15 protein-coding genes and 1 tRNA gene are annotated in these 17,852 nt (G+C 55.9%); 6 read left to right on the top strand and 10 right to left on the bottom strand.

Annotated elements, in window-relative coordinates; all coding sequences use genetic code 11:
• Nucleotides 1-8: 8 nt before the first annotated feature.
• On the bottom strand, nucleotides 9-3,626 hold the full coding sequence (mfd, locus tag ACX5K5_RS03845; protein WP_346059730.1) for a transcription-repair coupling factor: 3,618 nt from the start codon (nucleotides 3,624-3,626) through the stop codon (nucleotides 9-11).
• 227 nt (nucleotides 3,627-3,853) lie between these two features.
• Here mfd and ACX5K5_RS03840 point away from each other — a divergent pair, with 227 nt between their 5' ends.
• Both ACX5K5_RS03840 and nhaA read left to right on the top strand, forming a co-directional pair.
• Nucleotides 3,854-4,348 carry a DUF2505 domain-containing protein gene (locus tag ACX5K5_RS03840; RefSeq protein WP_096256653.1) on the top strand — a complete coding sequence of 165 codons (495 nt, stop codon included), beginning with the start codon at nucleotides 3,854-3,856 and terminating at the stop codon, nucleotides 4,346-4,348.
• Between the two features lie 159 nt (nucleotides 4,349-4,507).
• Nucleotides 4,508-5,854 (top strand): Na+/H+ antiporter NhaA, encoded by a 1,347-nt coding sequence (nhaA, locus tag ACX5K5_RS03835; RefSeq protein ID WP_096256652.1) that lies wholly within the window; start codon nucleotides 4,508-4,510, stop codon nucleotides 5,852-5,854.
• 91 nt (nucleotides 5,855-5,945) lie between these two features.
• Here nhaA and sufU read toward each other — a convergent pair whose 3' ends face one another.
• The 4 genes from sufU to ACX5K5_RS03815 form a co-directional block, all read right to left on the bottom strand.
• On the bottom strand, nucleotides 5,946-6,398 hold the full coding sequence (gene sufU / locus ACX5K5_RS03830) for a Fe-S cluster assembly sulfur transfer protein SufU (protein WP_096256651.1): 453 nt from the start codon (nucleotides 6,396-6,398) through the stop codon (nucleotides 5,946-5,948).
• A complete protein-coding gene (locus tag ACX5K5_RS03825; RefSeq protein ID WP_275542575.1) occupies nucleotides 6,399-7,700 on the bottom strand; it encodes a SufS family cysteine desulfurase in 1,302 nt (433 codons plus the stop codon).
• 199 nt (nucleotides 7,701-7,899) lie between these two features.
• Nucleotides 7,900-8,481, bottom strand: a complete 582-nt coding sequence (pth, locus tag ACX5K5_RS03820) for an aminoacyl-tRNA hydrolase (RefSeq protein WP_346059729.1) — start codon at nucleotides 8,479-8,481, stop codon at nucleotides 7,900-7,902.
• A 43-nt stretch (nucleotides 8,482-8,524) separates the two neighbouring features.
• Nucleotides 8,525-8,809, bottom strand: a complete 285-nt coding sequence (locus ACX5K5_RS03815) for a 50S ribosomal protein L25 (protein ID WP_188684432.1) — start codon at nucleotides 8,807-8,809, stop codon at nucleotides 8,525-8,527.
• A gap of 300 nt (nucleotides 8,810-9,109) precedes the next feature.
• Between ACX5K5_RS03815 and ACX5K5_RS03810 the strand changes: the two genes are divergently transcribed.
• Nucleotides 9,110-9,535: a DUF1801 domain-containing protein gene (locus ACX5K5_RS03810; protein ID WP_096256648.1), complete on the top strand. Its 426-nt coding sequence runs from the start codon at nucleotides 9,110-9,112 to the stop codon at nucleotides 9,533-9,535.
• A gap of 40 nt (nucleotides 9,536-9,575) precedes the next feature.
• Nucleotides 9,576-10,079, top strand: coding sequence for a hypothetical protein (locus tag ACX5K5_RS03805; protein WP_188684431.1), 504 nt, complete (start codon nucleotides 9,576-9,578; stop codon nucleotides 10,077-10,079).
• A gap of 109 nt (nucleotides 10,080-10,188) precedes the next feature.
• On the opposite strand, the gene ACX5K5_RS03800 is transcribed toward ACX5K5_RS03805, so the two are convergent.
• From ACX5K5_RS03800 to ACX5K5_RS03790, 3 genes are all read right to left on the bottom strand, one after another.
• A complete protein-coding gene (locus tag ACX5K5_RS03800) occupies nucleotides 10,189-11,169 on the bottom strand; it encodes a ribose-phosphate diphosphokinase (protein WP_096256646.1) in 981 nt (326 codons plus the stop codon).
• Between the two features lie 70 nt (nucleotides 11,170-11,239).
• Entirely contained in the window at nucleotides 11,240-12,691 is a 1,452-nt protein-coding gene (gene glmU / locus ACX5K5_RS03795; protein ID WP_096256645.1) for a bifunctional UDP-N-acetylglucosamine diphosphorylase/glucosamine-1-phosphate N-acetyltransferase GlmU, read from the bottom strand.
• A gap of 137 nt (nucleotides 12,692-12,828) precedes the next feature.
• Nucleotides 12,829-12,903: transfer RNA gene (locus tag ACX5K5_RS03790), tRNA-Gln, on the bottom strand.
• A gap of 163 nt (nucleotides 12,904-13,066) precedes the next feature.
• Here ACX5K5_RS03790 and ACX5K5_RS03785 point away from each other — a divergent pair.
• Together ACX5K5_RS03785 and ACX5K5_RS03780 are read left to right on the top strand one after the other, a co-directional pair.
• Complete coding sequence (locus tag ACX5K5_RS03785) at nucleotides 13,067-14,860, top strand: ABC-F family ATP-binding cassette domain-containing protein (RefSeq protein WP_096256644.1); 1,794 nt, start codon at nucleotides 13,067-13,069, stop codon at nucleotides 14,858-14,860.
• Nucleotides 14,861-15,076: 216 nt separating this feature from the next.
• The gene (locus ACX5K5_RS03780) at nucleotides 15,077-15,931 is read left to right on the top strand and encodes a phosphotransferase family protein (RefSeq protein ID WP_459175052.1); all 855 of its coding nucleotides are present in this window, start codon (nucleotides 15,077-15,079) and stop codon (nucleotides 15,929-15,931) included.
• A 159-nt stretch (nucleotides 15,932-16,090) separates the two neighbouring features.
• Here ACX5K5_RS03780 and ACX5K5_RS03775 read toward each other — a convergent pair whose 3' ends face one another.
• Nucleotides 16,091-17,077 (bottom strand): NAD-dependent epimerase/dehydratase family protein, encoded by a 987-nt coding sequence (locus ACX5K5_RS03775; RefSeq protein ID WP_459175051.1) that lies wholly within the window; start codon nucleotides 17,075-17,077, stop codon nucleotides 16,091-16,093.
• Between the two features lie 242 nt (nucleotides 17,078-17,319).
• The gene (locus ACX5K5_RS03770; protein WP_170947880.1) at nucleotides 17,320-17,802 is read right to left on the bottom strand and encodes a glutathione peroxidase; all 483 of its coding nucleotides are present in this window, start codon (nucleotides 17,800-17,802) and stop codon (nucleotides 17,320-17,322) included.
• Nucleotides 17,803-17,852 lie beyond the last annotated feature (50 nt).

Below are 17,852 nucleotides of genomic sequence, written 5' to 3'. Positions count from 1 at the left end.
GCCACCGGCTACTTAGCGTTGCCCTGCACCACCGGAGCAGGTTCGAAGATCCCGTAGAGCAGACGCTCGGCCCATTCAAGGATTGCTTCGTCCGCTAGGTCCTTTCCACCCACAGGAGAGGTGCGCGGCTTCGGAATGAAGATCGCGTTGAGCGCAGGCTTGTTGACGGAGCCCGGGTAGAGACGCTCCAAACGAACCTGACGGCTGGCCGGAAGATCCTCAATCTTCGCCGGGGACACCTTGATATGGTTACCGATCTGCTGAATATCACGCAACCCCAAGGCCCTGGCACGCACGCGTAACGCCGCCACCCGCATCAGATTCTCTACCGGCTGCGGAAGCTTGCCGTAGCGATCTTCGAGTTCTTCTTGGACTTCGGCCAGCGCCTCCGTACTTTCGGCGGCTGCAATATTTCGGTAGGCCTCTAACCGCAAGCGTTCGCCAGGCACGTACTCGTGCGGCAGGTGAGCATTCACCGGGAGCTCAATCTTCATCTCGGTGGCTTCTTCTTCGCCCTCACCCTTAAAGTCTGCGACGGCCTCGCCGACAAGACGCAGGTACAAGTCGAAGCCAACCCCGGCGATATGCCCGGACTGTTCGCCACCGAGCATATTGCCCGCCCCACGCAACTCCAGATCCTTCATGGCCAGCTGGTAGCCGGAGCCTAGTTCGTTGTGCGCCGCGACGGCTTTCAACCGTTCCAACGCTACCTCCCCCAATGGCTTCTCCACGTCCCAGAGGAAGTAGGCGTAGGCACGCTCGCGGGCACGTCCCACACGGCCGCGCAACTGATGCAGCTGGGACAAGCCATAGTTATTCGCCCGGTCCACAATCAACGTGTTGGCGTTCGAAATATCCAGCCCGGTCTCGATGATGGTGGTGGACACCAGCACGTCAAATTTCTTCTCCCAGAAATCCTGGATGATCCGTTCCAACCGTGTTTCGCTCATTTTGCCGTGAGCCACCTCAACGCGTGCCTCGGGAACCAGCTCGCGCAGTTCGGCGGCAACACGGTCGATGGACGATACCCGGTTGTGCACAAAGAACACCTGGCCATCACGCATCAGCTCGCGCTTAATAGCCGCAGAAATCTGCTTGTCGCTACGTGGCCCGACGAAGGTGAGCACCGGATGGCGTTCTTCGGGCGGGGTGGCAAGCGTGGAGGTTTCACGGATGCCGGTAAGGCTCATTTCTAGGGTGCGCGGAATCGGGGTGGCGCTCATGGCCAACACGTCCACGTTGGTGCGCATCTTTTTCAGCTCTTCCTTGTGCTCTACACCGAAGCGCTGTTCCTCATCGATAATCACCAACCCAAGGTTCTTAAACTGCACGGTCTTGGACAGCAACCGGTGGGTACCGATGACGATGTCTACCGAACCGTCCTTAAGTCCGGCAAGGATTTCCTTGGATTCCTTGGCGGTTTGGAAACGTGAAAGAGTGCGTACGCGCAGTGGGAAACCCGAGTACCTTTCAGTGAATGTTTGGTGGTGCTGTGAGGCAAGCAGCGTGGTGGGTACCAAGATGGCAACCTGTTTTGAATCCTGTACTGCCTTAAACGCCGCACGCACCGCAATTTCGGTTTTGCCGAAGCCGACGTCGCCGGAGATGAGCCGGTCCATCGGGACCTCGCGTTCCATATCCTGCTTAACTTCATTAATAGCCGTCAGCTGGTCCGGGGTTTCGACATAGGCGAAAGCTTCTTCCAGCTCGTTCTGCCACGGGGTGTCCGGACCAAAGGCGTGACCACGGCTGGCCATACGCGCCGAATACAGCTTGATCAGATCCCCTGCGATCTCCTTGACCGCCTTGCGCGCCTTGGACTTAGTGCTCGCCCAATCTGAACCACCCATCTTGGACATGCTCGGGGCTTCACCACCCACATATCGGGTAATGAGATCCAGCTGTTCCATGGGGACAAAGAGTCGGTCCCCCGGTGCCCCACGTTTGGACGGCGCGTATTCCACCACCAGGTATTCGCGCTTTGAATCCTTGGACGAACCTGAGACCTTACGGGCGACCAATTCCACGAACTTACCGATACCGTGCTGTTCATGCACGATGTAGTCCCCGGTCTGCAACGACAGCGGGTCCACGGCGTTACGCTTGCGCTTGGCACTGAGCTTACGGGTTTTACGGTTTCCGTAGGCACTGGAGCGGCCTAACAGGTCCGCCTCGGTGAGCAACCCGAATTTCAGTGCTTCGAAGACGAACCCGCGTCCGGCGGTCGCCTGGGTGATTTCGATCAGGCCGGCGGTGGGGGCTTCAGTGAGCAGTTCTACCCGGTGCGCAGGGATCTGGTATTCCTGGAATAGCTCGGAGAGCCGGGCCGCCGGGCCTGGACCTTCGGTGGCAACAACAATCCGCCATTGGTCTTTGATGCGGCCGGAGATGAATTCCATCATCGCCTCGACATCACCTTGGTAACCGCGCGGTTCGCGTGCCTCGACGCGGATTATTGCAGCGCCTAGGTCCAGATCCTCATCGGCACCCAATGAGGTTAATGACCACCAGGAGACCTGCGCGTTTTTGGCATTTTCCACTGTTTGCGCAAGTGACGCAAAATCACCGGATGCGAGCTTGCGCCCCGACTCGGCGGTACTTAAATCTAAAGGCGCGGCAGCCCCATCTGAAGCCGAAGCCCAGGCGGCGGCGAGGAACTCGGCGTTAGTCTCATTGAGGTCGTGGGCACGGGTGCGCACGCGCTCGGGTTCCATTACCAAGGCAATGGAGGACTGCGGAAGTAATGACAGCAGTGGGACCATTTCATCGACCAGCAGCGGGGCCAACGATTCCATTCCCTCTACCGCGATACCGCCGGCAATTTTAGTGAGCATCTCGGTGGCCGCTGGGAAATGTGCTTTCAGATTTGCCGCACGGCCCATCACCTGTGGGGTGATCAGCATTTCACGGCAGGGGGTAGCAATAATTTTTGTTGGGCCCGCGCCATCTAGCGAACGTTGATCAGCGATAGAGAAGTAGCGCATAGAGTCGATTTGTTCACCGAAGAAATCGATACGTATCGGATGCTCGAGCGTCGGCGGGAACACATCGATAATGCCACCGCGTACGGCAAACTCGCCGCGGTGAGTCACCATATCCACGCGTGCATAGGCGGCCGCCGCCAAATCCCGGATGACTTTTTCGAAACCCGGCTCGGCGTCTAGTTCCAGCAGCACCGGACGCAGCTGTCCGAGTCCGGCCACCAAGGGCTGGAGTACGGCGCGGATGGGGGCGATGATGACCTTCAGGTCACGGTCTTGATCGTTGAGCCTACGTAAAACCTCCAACCGACGTCCCACCGTATCGCTGCGTGGTGAGAGCCGTTCATGCGGCAAAGTCTCCCAGGAGGGGAACTCGGCGATCTGAGATTGTGGCATATAGGCGCTCAGCGAGGCCGATACTTCTTCTGCTTCGCGTCCCGTGGCCGTGACAATGAGCATCACCGCGTGGTTGTTCCCCGCGATAAGTCCTTCGGTTGCGTGGGCCCCAAGAATGGCGCGCATGCCTTGCGGCGCAGCAATCTCTAATTCTTCGCTACGCATTGCGAAGGGTTGGGAGGCGCTTTGCTGGATTCGCCTAAATGACGGTTCCTCGCGCAGGAAATCATGAAGTCCGGATAGGCTCATGTTGCAAAAGTTCCTCTCACTGAAGGCAAAACAGCTACGTGGCGCACCACAAACAGCAACCGCAAAATCTTTCCGCGGTCGGCGCAATGCCAATATGTTGTTTTATGTTGCCTTCCTAGCCTACCTAACCGGTGAGAGCAGATAGGGTTAATACCGACCAGAAACGGCACGGAACCTAAGTATGTTCCGCACGACCGCCGAACCTTTTTAGATTGGGATTCGCATTCATGGCATTGAACGCAAGCACGCAGATCGCCCACCGCGCGGACCAGGTCATTGCGACCCTAGCCGACCGTGGTTTCGCCGAGCACCTCACCTCGCTCGCCAAGGGCAGCTTAAGCAGCTTCACCGTGGACGGTGACACCGCAGGGGCATTTACCCTGACCACGGTCCGTGCGCTACCCACCGACCGCGTACCAGACTTCGCCCGCAAGTTTGTTGGTGCCTCCATCGACGTCACGCAGGTTGAGCAGTGGAGCGCACCGGATGCTGCAGGAAACCGTTCGGCGACAGTGAAGATCACCGTGGCAGGTGTCCCGGTGACTGTTTCCGGAACTGAATCTTTAAAAGCGGCAGGCGAGAGCACCAACTTCGCAATTGATGCGAAAGTTTCTTCGTCGATTCCCTTCATTGGCGGCAAAATTGCTTCGGCAGCCGAGCCCTACCTGGGCAAGGCACTGAACATGCAGGCCGCACAGGTCAACGAATGGCTTTCTAAGTAAGCAAGCCGTAGTTCAGCACAAATTCCCGGGACAGTGTGAGGATGCACTGGCCCGGGATTTGTGGTTCCAACCACTTTTCACGTTAGGGTGGAACTTAGGTGTGCCGGGAAGTCTGGTCGGCGAACAATTTGTCATTTAACGAAGTAAGCGAGTTTAGCTATGACTCAAACGCCATCTTCGGGTTCGCCAAAGAACCTGTTTTCGCGCCCAAGTTACAAAGAATCTGTGCGTATCGGAGATATCCTACGCAAAGAAACAGTCGGCGGCATGGTTCTCATTGCCGGTGCAATCCTGGCCCTGATCTGGGCCAACACTCCAATGCGAGATTCTTATTTTGCGTTGCGTGATTTCCACTTCGGACCCACCTTATTCGGTGTGGATCTGAATCTCTCCATCGGCCACTGGGCCGCGGACGCCCTCTTAGCGGTGTTCTTCTTCCTGACCGGCTTGGAGTTGAAGAAAGAATTCGCCATTGGCGACCTGCACAACATCAAAACCGCTGCCGTTCCAGTGGCCGCTGCCTTTGGCGGTGTTTTAGTTCCGGCACTGATCTTCGTGGCCATTGCCGCCGGGTCCGGCGGAGGCACCGAGCTACTGCGTGGCTGGGCTATTCCCACGGCAACGGATATTGCCTTTGCCGTCGCGGTCCTCGCGGTAATCGGTTCGGCGCTACCAGCCTCCCTGCGTATTTTCCTGCTGACTCTCGCCGTGGTCGATGACCTGATCGCGATCGTCATTATCGCCTTTGTTTTCACCGATGACCTGAAATTTGAATACCTCGGGCTGGCCATCATTCCGATTATTCTCTTCACGATTCTTGCCCGTTACCTTGGCAAGTTCTTCGCAAAGCGAGCCTGGGCCGCATGGCTGATCCTGTTGCCGCTGGGCATTTTGACCTGGATCTTCGTCTTTGGTTCGGGTATTCACGCAACAATTGCCGGTGTAGTTTTGGGCTTCTGTGTGCCGGTGAAACGCACCGATGGTCGCGAAGGAATAGGTCTAGCCGAACGCTTTGAACACCGATTCCGACCATTGTCCTCGGGCTTCTGTATCCCCATCTTCGCCTTCTTCGCCGCCGGAGTCACCGTCATTTCTCCCGACAAGGGCAGCGGAGGGTTACTAACAGATCCAGTCTTCTGGGGAATTGTCTTGGGCCTGATCTTCGGCAAGCCGATAGGCATCATGGGCTCTACCTGGCTCTTGACCAAGTTCACTAAGGCTTCGTTGGATAAGGACGCACGATGGGGTGACCTCTTCGGGGTGACGCTGCTGGCCGGTATCGGTTTCACCGTCTCGTTGTTGGTCTCCGAGCTATCATTCGGCTTGGAGTCGGCGCATTACGAGCATGCGAAGGTCGCGATTTTGGCCGGTTCATTTTTAGCCGCGATCCTAGGTGCCATCTGGTTGGTTCCACGTAACCGCCGCTATAAGGAGATCGCCGCGCGAGAATCGCGTGATGATGACCAAGACGGCATTCCTGATGTTTATCAGTCGGACGACAAATAACCCACTGACTACGAAAACGGCTTGGGCCTTCACACAAGTGAAGGCCCAAGCCGTTTTATTTTAAATACTAAGTTGCTAGGTCTTGGCCTGTTTAGGCGCTTGCACCGAGCATAGCGGCCTCTGCCGCAACCCAAGCGAGCATTGCGCACTTGACTCGTGCAGGGAATTTAGAGACCCCCACAAAGGCCGCAGCGTCTTCGAGCACCTCTTCATCGGGCACCATGGCCCCACGCGAACGCATCATTTCACGGAAGACTTCCAGCTTGTCCAAAAACTCGTCTTTGGTAAGTTCCGGAAGCATCTCGCTGAGCACCGAGGCGGAAGCCATAGAGATCGAACAGCCGTCGCCTTCCCAACTCATCGCGGTGAAATGATCATTTTCGCCGACTGCCACCCGGACTCGAATCTGGTCACCGCAGATTGGGTTGTGCTGGTGCGATTCACCATGCAGCTCACCGGCGGCAGGGTCCACCAGAGGTGACCCAATGCGCCTCTTGGCGTGATCGAGAATTACTTGCTGGTACAGCTGATCTAATTCATTCATTTAGACTCCAAAGTATTCACGCACGGAGGCAACTGCCTCGATCAGTGCAGTAATGTCTTGCTCGGTGTTGTAAAGGTAGGTGCTCGCACGAGTTGTAGCCGAAACGCCTAAGGCTCGGTGCAACGGCTGGGCGCAATGGTGTCCCACACGCACCGCGATACCGCGCGAATCCAGGTATTGCCCCACATCATGCGGGTGCACTCCGATCACTTCAAAAGGCACCGTGCCAATACGTGCAATGTCTGAGGGTCCAAAAACGCGGACTCCCTCGATGTTGGAGAGTCCTTCAAAGAGCATCGCGCCGAGGTGTTCTTCCCAGCTGGCAATGCGATCCATGCCGACCTCATCCAGGTAGCTGGCGGCGGTAGCCAATCCGTGAGCCTGTGCCACACGCTGGGTTCCTGCTTCGAAACGCTGCGGAGAGGGGAGGAATTCTGCATGTTCCATATCAACGACGGTGATCATCGAACCACCGGTGAGGAACGGTGGCATAGCGTCCAACAGTTCAGCACGGCCATACAAGGCGCCGATGCCTGTGGGGCCTAGCATCTTGTGACCGGAGAACGCCATGAAGTCTACGTCCAAAGATTTCACATCGATCGGCATATGCGGGACCGACTGGCACCCGTCCAATACAGTCAATGCGCCGACCGCTTTAGCGGCGGAAACAAATCGTGCTACATCGGTGATGGTGCCCAAAACGTTCGATACGTGGGTGAAGGCCACCAACTTAGTCTTGCTGTTAATTAGTTCATCAAGCATCTCGTAGCGTAGTGCGCCCTGTTCATCGACCGGGACGTAACGCAGCGTTGCTCCGGTGCGAAAAGCCAGTTCCTGCCAGGGGATGAGGTTTGCGTGGTGTTCAAGTTCGGTGACTAAAATTTCATCGCCAGCCCCCAAACGGAAGCGTTGCGCTTCGTCCCCACCGCGGCCGAGCGACGCGTTGGACATGGAGTACGAGATGAGATTTAACGCTTCGGTGGCGTTGGAGGTCCACACCAGTTCATTGCTGCGCGCACCGATGAACTTCGCTACCGTTTCACGGGCCTGTTCAAAAATATCGGTGGCTTCCACCGCAAGGCTATGAGCCCCACGATGCACCGCAGAGTTGGCATTCTCGTAGTAGTGCTGTTCGGCTTCGTAAACACAACGAGGCTTTTGGCTCGTCGCTCCAGAATCCAGATATACGAGATCCGTGCCGTTGACTTGGTGCTCCAGGATTTCGAAGTCTGCTTTGATGCGCTCAACCTCTGAAAGAGAGAGCGCCTCGGTTGCTTCTGGGTGACCGATTACCGTGTGCACTTGGTCCTCCGAGGTGATGGATATGATTTGCCCGCTCAGATTTAGCGATTAGGCAATGGGTACATTAGCTAATTATTCCACTCTAGATCCCGAATCTCATCTAAGTTAGGCCTTAGTAAGCAATGCCTCATCCAAAAAGAACAGCGCCCGGTGCACTGCCCACTAGGGGAAGTGCACGGGCGCTGTGTCTAAGTTAACTTTACGAAGTGTGAAATTTGCCCTGTGCGGTTTCTAAACCGGAGGAAATCAACAGTTCGACGGCGTCAGCCGAATTATCGATCAGGAAAGGCAAATTTTGTTTCTCTAATTTGGAGAAGTCTTGTAATACCCAGTCGGCAGTATCCATACGACCGGTAGGCCGTCCAACACCTGCGCGAACTCGCAAGTAGTCTTTAGAGCCCATGGCTTTAGAGATATCGCGCAGTCCGTTGTGGCCGCCTTCTCCCCCGCCTCGCTTGAGCTTGACGGTGTCAAAAGCAATGTCGATTTCATCGTGCACCACGATCAAATTCTCGACACCGATGCCGAAAAATTTTGCAAGATTCGCAACCGGGCCACCGGAAAGGTTCATGTAGGTCATAGGTTTGGCCAGCACCACACGTGGTCCACCAACGTTTATTCGTCCCTGAATGATCTGGGCACGCGATGGATGCGTCTTAAATTTCGACCCGACGCGTTTGGCCAATTCGTCGAGCACCATCTGCCCGACATTGTGTCTATTGCCAGCGTAGCCGGGCCCAGGATTCCCGAGCCCGGCTACCAGCCAAGTATCACTACTCATATGTTTTAGCTACTAAAAGCTGTATTCGCTCCGAAGACCGAACTTACGCAGCGATCAGTAGGTCCATGTGATCAACGGTGCGGTTGATTGCGTGGATCTGGATGTCCTTGATGGAGGTCTTAACTTCCTTGCCATCGATGTTCAGAACCAGCTGAACGCCGCGGTCACGGATAGCCAAGGTGGTCTCGTGGATTGGCAGCAAGATGTGCTGTGGCTCGGAGCCTGCACCGTAGATTACTGCTGGGATCAGGCCGTCGCGACGAGCCTGACGGGCTGCGCCCTTGCCGAAATCGGAACGAACTACGGCGTCAAGGTTGACAGATGCCATGATGAATCTCCTTATAGTGATTGAATGCTTCTTTTTACGCCCTGCGTGGACCTGGGAAGCATCCATCATCTGGAGATGAAAGAGCTTTTCCGGCCTTGTCGATAACGGTCACATCAAAAATGATGATTCCCTCGCCTGAGCACAAGTAGAAATTCTACCAGCAAGCGGGCGAGAGTAAAAAATCTGTACCCTACGCCACAACCCTGAAAGACCCCGGCGGCGTTAGCAACAATGCCCGGTAGTGTGGCACGAAAGATCATTCTTCGGTGGCGTCAAGCCATCCGATATAAAGGAGTACAAATGAGCGTCAAACAACCAGCGATGTCACCGTCCGAAATGCCCGTTGCCGAGGTACTCTCCCGTGCCCCGGGCACACGTCGTGACGAAGCCGAGCAGCTACTGGCACTCTTCCAGGAAATCACTGGCTTACCCCCGGTCGTCTGGGCGGAGCGCATCATCGGCTTCGGTGACTACGAATACCGTTACGACAGCGGACATAGTGGACACGCCCCGTTGATGGCGTTTGCGCCAGGCTCTGCAAAACACACTATTTATCTGCAAAGTGATTTCGCGGTAAAATGGCCCGAGCTTCTTGGCGCGCTTGGCCCGCACAAGGCCAGCAAAGCATGCCTTTATCTAGGCCGCTTGTCCAAAGTTAATCTGGAAGCACTGCGCGAGCTACTGGCGGCTTCCTACGCCTTGGCCCTCACCGAAGCCGGTCAGTAACTTACTTGTGGTGGCGCATTAGCCAAAACGGGGAGATCAGATGAACGCTAGTCTGCATACGGTCGCTATTGGCGGTTTGAGCCGGAGCGCACTGAAATCTAAATTACGCGACCGAGGAATTCAGCTTAACGACTTTGCCAACCAGTTAGTGCAGCATCCGGTATTCAATAACGTGCAAGCTCCGATAGTGAAGCACTTTGCCATCCGCAGGCTCGCGGATCTGGGCTTGAACGACGGAGCATCCTTGTCTGAGGTTTTTTCTGCCGCACAACGCCAACAGCTGAGTTTGTGCCCGGTAACCGCGGGGCCATATTTACGCCTGGCCTATACGAACCAGCCCATGTCTAAGCACAGCGTGCTCAACGTTGGGAAAGCTCCGAATAGCTCGCTCACGGTAGCTTCTGTGGCACTAGGCGACGATGAATTCCCCAAGGGATTTTATCTTCGTACAGTCGATGACCAACAGTGGCTACGCGGTTACCGATGCACCGACGAACACCTTTTCTCCGCCGACGACCATTTTATTTTTGTCGCAGGCAGTTAGCCCGATCATCACGGAATGACCGCCGGGAATCAGTGTTTTCAGAATCCCGTTAAATGACCAATGGCCGGCACCCGAAGGTGCCGGCCATTAGCTTGCGAAACGAGAACTACTAGGCGCGACCGTCGAATAGGTTCGTGACAGAACCCTCGTGGAAGACCTCGGAGATGGCGCGTGCCAACATCGGAGCGATCGAAAGAACCGTGAGGTTTGCGAAGCGCTTCTCTTCTGGGATTGGCAGGGTATTGGTGACCACAACTTCGGTGGCACCGCACTCGGCCAGACGCTGCGCGGCAGGGTCTGAGAAGACTGCGTGAGTCGCCGCGATGATGACATCCTTCGCGCCGGCTTCCTTCAACACGCGCACTGCGCCTGCAATGGTTCCACCGGTGTCGATCATGTCATCGATCAGTACCGCGGTACGGCCGGCAACCTGGCCTACTACGGTCTTGGACTCGGCCATATTAGGCACGGTCAAGTCACGGGACTTGTGCACGAATGCTAGTGGGGCGCCGCCGAGGCGTTCGGCCCACTGCTCAGCCACACGCACACGACCGGTGTCTGGTGAGACCACGGTGATTGGGTCATCGCCCACACGGTCACGGATGTAGTCCGCCAACAGTGGGAAGGCGAATAGGTGGTCCACCGGACCATCAAAGAAGCCCTGGATCTGCGCGGTGTGCAGATCGCAAGAAATAATACGGTCGGCACCAGCGGTCTTGAACAGGTCCGCTACCAGACGAGCCGAGATTGGCTCGCGGCCACGGCCCTTCTTGTCCTGACGAGCGTATGGGTAGAACGGTGCAACCACGGTGATACGACGCGCCGAGGCACGCTTCATCGAATCAATCATGATCAGCTGTTCCATCAGCCAATTGTTTAGTGGGGCTGGGTAGGACTGCAACAAGAAGACTTCCTTGCCACGTACCGACTCGTCCGAACGCACATAGATCTCGCCGTTAGCGAAGTCGTAGGCGTTCAGCGGGAGCAGTTCGGTGTCCAGTTCCTTAGCAACTTCTGCTGCTAGTTCCGGGTGTGCCCGGCCGGTGGCCAGGACCAGCTTTTTATCGACATTATGGCTGATTTCACTCATGGGGTTTGCTTTCTCGCTCGCTTCGCTAGCACGTATGAGGTGGTCTGAGGAAATGAATTCCTCGAATGAATTATTCGGAAGCCGAGTTATTCAACGAGGACTTGAATGCGGCATCGGCCGAAGGGGTGCCTGGACGCTTTTCCAGCGTCCAACCTTCGGTGTTCCGCTGCGGAGCCACGGACAACGCTAGTGCGCCAGCCGGGACGTTTTTACGGACGATGGCACCAGCACCGGTGTATGCGCCGTCCCCGAGTTCCACCGGTGCGATGAACACGGTGTTCGAGCTGGTGCGTACATGTGAACCAATCTTGGTTCGGTGCTTCTTTTCACCGTCGTAGTTTGCGGTGATATTGCCACACCCAATATTGGTGTACTCACCGATTTCAGCATCCCCGGCATAACCCAGGTGCGAGAGCTTAGAGCCGCGACCAATGGTCACGTTCTTGGTTTCGTAGAAAGCGCCAATCTTGCCGTCCGGACCCAAGTCGGTTCCGGGACGCAGGTAAGCGAAGGGACCAACGCTGGCGCCTTCGGAGATCCGCGAGTCGGTAGCGTCGGTGCGCTTGACCGTAGCGTTCTGGCCAACAACCACGTTGGTCAAGGTGGTGTCTGGACCAACCACGGCGTTGCTGCCGATGATGGTTTCGCCGTGTAGCTGGGTACCTGGCTTCAGAGTGACATCTTGGCCGATGATGACCGTGGCGTCGATCCACGTGGTCGCCGGGTCAATGATGGTCACACCTTGGCGCATCCAGGATTCGGTCTTGCGCTCGTTGTAGATGCGGGCCAGGTTGGAAACCTGAACGCGATCGTTCGCTCCCTCGATCTGCCAGCGGTCGGCAATCTGCGAGGACGCGACTCGGCCACCGCGGGCACGGGCAATGGCCAGTACATCGGTCAGGTACATTTCGCCCTGCGCGTTGTCGGTGGTGACCTCGGTCAGCGCCGAACGCAGCATGGCTGCATCAAAGGCATAAATACCGGAGTTGATTTCCTTGACCGCAAGTTCAGCCTCGTTGGCATCCTTCTGCTCGCGGATCCCGGAAACTTCACCGTTCTCATCACGCAAGATTCGACCGTAACCCGATGGGTCATCCAGCTCGGTGGTCAACACGGTGACAGCGTTACCGCTCGCTTCGTGGGTGACCACGAGGCCTGCCAGCACTTCACTGGTGAGCAATGGCACATCACCATAGGTCACGACGACGGTGCCTTCGAGGTCTGGATCGACTGCGTCGAGGCCCTGCTGCACAGCACGGCCGGTGCCAGGAATGTCATCCTGATCGGCGATGGTGATGCTTGGGAACTGCTCAACGATATGAGCTGCAACGAGGTCACGTTGGTGACGCACCACGGCGACCAAGCTCTTCGGTTCCAGCGCGGAAGCGGCGTGCAATGCGTGAGAAATCATTGAACGACCTGCAATTTCGTGCATGATCTTCGGCTTAGCCGATTTCATCCGGGTTCCTGCGCCTGCGGCGAGGACGATAACGGCTACTGGTGCGTTGACCTGATCGCTCAAGTGCTTTCTCCTGCGAAGTCGAGTATGAGATTTCTGGCATCAAAATAAAACCCCGCTGACAGTCTATCGCGATGAGGAAGATCGGCTTAACTGGCGTTCAAAAAGAAAAGCGCCCACGAGGGGCGCTGAGAGCTAAATGGTTCCGCCCGTAGGATTCGAACCTACAATGCACAGCTCCAAAGGCTGGCGTGTTGCCATTACACCAGGGCGGAAAACGTACCTGACGAGCATCACCCGTTAAGCACGCTAATTATTCTGCCACGATCTAGAGTCTGAGTGAAATCGCACAACACGTTAGCAAAAGATATTCTCCTCTGCGGCGTTCAGATCGGTACTAAATAGTTCTCGATTTGCGTCGCTTCGTAAACTAGAGGTGTGGCTCATTTACTCGGAGGCGAAGCCCTCCATCTCGAATATCCCACCCACGTCGTATTTGACTCGGTCACCATCGGTATTTCCGAAGGCGACCGTATCGGTCTGGTGGGACGCAATGGCGAAGGCAAATCCTCGCTACTACGCATGCTCGCGGGCAAAATCGAACCTCACTCAGGGCGTGTGACCCGACGTGGAGACGTAACCGTCGGGGTACTCGATCAGAGTGACACCCTCGATTCAGACTCCACCGTGCATTACGCACTGGTAGGAGACATGGAAGCTCATGAATGGGCCGGTGAGGCTCGCATTCGTGATGTCATCGGTGGACTTGTTGCAGACCTGGATTGGGAAGCACAGATTTCAACGCTCTCCGGTGGACAGCGACGCCGTGTCGCCTTGGCTGCACTGCTAGTTCAAGACTGGGATGTGGTCATCCTCGACGAGCCAACTAACCATTTGGACGTCGAAGGCATCTCCTGGCTGGCGACGCACCTGAACAATCGTTGGTCCAAGAGCTCCGGCGGACTGATGGTTGTCACTCACGACCGTTGGTTCCTCGACGAAGTCTGCACCAATACCTGGGAGGTGCATGACCGCTTAGTTGAACCTTTCGAGGGTGGCTATGCGGCCTACGTACTGCAGCGTGTGGAGCGTGACCGCATTGCGGCGGTCACCGAGGGCAAGCGCCAGAACATGATGAAGAAGGAACTTGCTTGGCTGCGTCGTGGTGCCCCTGCGCGTACGGCCAAACCAAAGTTCCGTATTGAAGCAGCCAACCAGCTGATTGCCGATGTCCCTCCGGTTCGCAACCCGTTGGAATTGAAGAAGATGGCCACCACCCGTTTGGGCAAAGACGTGGTGGATTTGCTGGATACCGAGGTCAGCTTCGGCGACAAGCGCATCTTGAAGCCGTTCACCTGGCGTATTGCTCCAGGTGAACGTACCGGACTGCTCGGTGCCAATGGTGCTGGTAAATCAACCTTGTTGGGGTTGATTGCAGGCACCGTGGTACCTACCGGCGGTACCATCAAGCGCGGTCAGACCGTGAAGCTGGCAGTGCTCGATCAGCAGTTCCGTGAGTTGGAGAAGATCGGTGAAGACCGCGTTCGCGAAGTCTTGGCTGGATTCCGCACCACTTTTAATGTGGACGGCAAAGATCTGACCCCAGCGCAGCTGCTGGAACGTTTGGGATTCTCCTCCGCGCACCTGTCCACCAAGATCAACGAACTTTCCGGTGGCCAGCGCCGCCGCTTGCAGTTGCTGATGATCTTGATGAATGAACCGAACGTCATGATTCTCGATGAGCCAACGAACGACGTCGATACCGACATGTTGGCTGCTTTGGAAGACCTGCTTGACTCCTGGCCTGGCACGCTCATCGTAGTGTCGCACGACCGCTACCTGCTGGAACGCGTCACCGATCAGCAGTACGCGATCCTAGACGGCAATTTCCGTCATGTGCCAGGCGGCGTGGACGAGTACTTGAAGTTGCGTAGCGCCGAAGGTGTCAAGGGGTCAGGCAATCCAGCTGCTGCGTCCTCGAACGGTACTTCTGCCAACTCCAAGGGTCTCAGTGCCGCGGAGCTTCGCGCCACACAGAAGGAACTGAACGCTAACGAGCGCAAGGTCGGTCAGCTGCGGGACAAGGTTGAGAAGACTCATAGCAAGATGGCCGCACACGACCAGAGTGATTACGAGGCCTTGGGCAAACTAACTGCCAGAATTAACGACCTTCAGTCTCAGATTGATGAACTCGAAGAACGCTGGCTGGAGCTCACCGAAATCCTCAGCTAGGCATAGCTAGTGGTGCAGTAACTAGGTATTTCGATTGAAGTGGTGGTCCAGAAAGTAATTTCTGGACCACCATTTTTTCGTCGCGCCACTGCGTCGATGTTCCTGGGGATGTTCTCAAAGATCATCTTTGACGATTACTCAAATTCGTTCGGTTCATCTGCTACTAAGCTAGTGACGCAATCACTAAATCTCGGCTATCCACGTAGGCTCCGGTAAATGCACACAGCAGAAGGTTCGGTCTCGCTAGAGGCGATAGTTGAGGCAGCCGTTTCAGAGCTGCCACTTCGGATTCGACGCGCGCAACGAACAATCATCAATGAGGGTTCAGCTCATGTTGTTGTTCTTCTGGAGGACTACGCGGCCGTTCGAGTGACCCGCGATTTGTTTACTGCTAATAAGCTTCGCCGAAGGCAACAACTCGTTGATTCAATTCCAAGCGACCTTGGGCTGACTTTGCCGCGCTCGCTCGGGCCGGTAGTCGAAATCGAGGAACATGCGGCGGTGGCTACGGAATTTGTCTCCGGCGCTCCTTGCCCTGCCGGTGAAGGCGAACCGGAGGAACTTCAACGCCTGCTGGAAGCAGTTTCTTCAATCGATCCCGGCCCACTTCAGTCGATGCTCAACGAGCCGTTATCGTTCTGTGGCGGCGCGAATTGGTATTCCGTTCAAATTGAAGAGGTCATTCCAAGAATTGATCAGCAATTTAGAAATCTTGCTCGCGAGGCAATTGCGGCACTCGCACATCTTGAACCCGAAGAGCAGGTGTTCTCCCACGGTGATCTAGGCGGATACAACGTCATGTGGCATCGGGGGCAGGCAACCGGAATTCTCGATTGGGATTTATCCTCCATGAGCGATCGATCTACCGACCTTGCTTCTTTGGGGGTTTGGCACGGATGGGAGAAACTCTCAAAAATCGCCGGCGCTGATCAGGTTACTCGAGCCGGCATACGGCGAAATACCTTTCGACTCCAACAACTCGGTTTTTTGATCATCGCTCACAGGCCAGAGTCGGAAGTCTCAGCTGCTATCGGCAGGGCCAATAGTTGGATCGCCGAAAATCTCGCCTAAGACTAAATCTAGCTTCGTAGGTTGTGCAATGGTTCTTCGTAATTTTGGTGAGCCAGATGGTAGTTGCCTGTAATTGTGAGCTCTACTTGGCGGCTATCCTCGAACAACGCTGGCGGTTTTTCTCCCCCTAAAGGCGGGCCTCTTGCGGGACAGTCCTGATTAGTTCTTTCCAGACTCGCTGATCTTCTGAAGGAGCACAAGTTCTTCCGTTCGACTGAGACCTGAACGCCGGACTCTATCCAGTCCGCGCGCACGTTCATCGGTCAGCACGTCCTCAAGAGTCTGTTCCAGGCTTCGTTCGCTCCCACCGGCGGCTTTGAACCGTTCGCCACTACGTTGGGCGAAGGCTGCATCGTCTAAAGGGAGCCATAGCGGCAACGAATGAGGCCCTGCCCAGTAGTTGACATCCTGTTCTTTCAACCAGACATCGTCAGCCGCGATAAATTCACCGGTATAGCCCGCGACCTTCGCGGCAGAAAGCAGAACATCAGAAAAATTGCGTTCACTGCCAACTACGTTGTAGGTTCCGGTGAGTCCGCGGAAACCCGCGTCAAGAACCCATGCTGCCAGATCGCGGACGTCAATGAACTGGACATAACGACCCTCGGTCTGCGGCACAAGGACATTGCCATTCGCTGCAAGGGCAAAGCGTGAGACCCAATAGGAAAAACGATCGCTGGTGTCTCCCGGTCCCGCAATAAGTCCGGGTCTGGCAATTAACAGGCGGTCCCCGACCGCATGCTGGGTGATCTGCTCAGCAACAACTTTGGCGTGCGCATAATCGTCTAGGTCTGTGGGAGCGACGAGTTTGGCGTCTTCTGACGCTCCGGGTTCATCGTTGCCCTCATAAACAGACACGGATGAAACGAGTGTCCAATGCTTCGTTCGATTGGACAAAGCTTCCAGCGCACCCTCAACGAGATCCCGTGCGTAGGACAGCTCTATAACCTCATCCCAATCAACGTTTTTGACCTGGTCGTACGCGCCAGGCAGTCTTCTGTCTGAGGCGACGAATGTGGCCCCTTGTGGGGCCGTGCCTGATACACCGCGAGCCAAGACGGTTACATCTTTGCCTTTGGCCACCAGTTGTTCCGCGAGTTCGCGACCGAGCCATGCAGTACCGCCAAGGATGAGTGTCCGTGTCATGATGCCAGTCAACCGCACAAGTGACGCCGATAACAGAAAGTTCACGCGGAGCGCAGATTCCAGACGCGAACAGCAATGAGTCTTTGCACCAGTGAGTTGACGCAGCCGGCCGACTGCCCGTTTCAGTTAGCCATAACTGGAGACGGATTAGACGAGCTTTCTGAAATAGCCCAAATTGTTTCCTTCGAGGAACGTTATGCGGGAGACAGCGGTCAAGCCAACGACTTTAGGACGGAGTGGCCTTAGCTGGGCAGATTGGCTTCGATAGCCTCAATGATGGCTGGATCATCCGGCACCGTCCGAGGGCGGAATCGCATTGTTTCGCCGGAGGGAAAAATCAAGAACTTCTCAAAGTTCCAGCTCACGCGGCCCGATTTTCCTGCGGCGTCCTCGGTCTTCTTTAGTTCTGTGTACAGCGGGTGCTCGTTTCTGCCGTTAACACGTATTCGGTCGAAGACCGGAAAGCTCACCCCGTAAGTGGTGGAACAAAATTGCTCAATCGCCTCATTGCTGCCTAGCTCCTGCAAGAACTGATTGCTGGGGAACCCCAGCACGGTGAAGCCACGGTCCTTGTAGGTACGTTGGAGTGTTTCAAGGGTGGCATATTGCGGTGCCAGTCCACAGCGGGAAGCAACGTTCACCACGAGGATGACCTTCCCAGAGTAGTCAGTCAGGGAGGTTGTGCTTCCGTCCATCTTCACGATGGGAATGGCGTTGATGTTCATACCAGATTCAGCAATCTGCGGTCCTATTACATTCCCGGCGCGCTAGATTG

The organism is Glutamicibacter bergerei, assembly GCF_054495185.1.
This window is presented reverse-complemented; position numbering and strand designations above follow the sequence as displayed.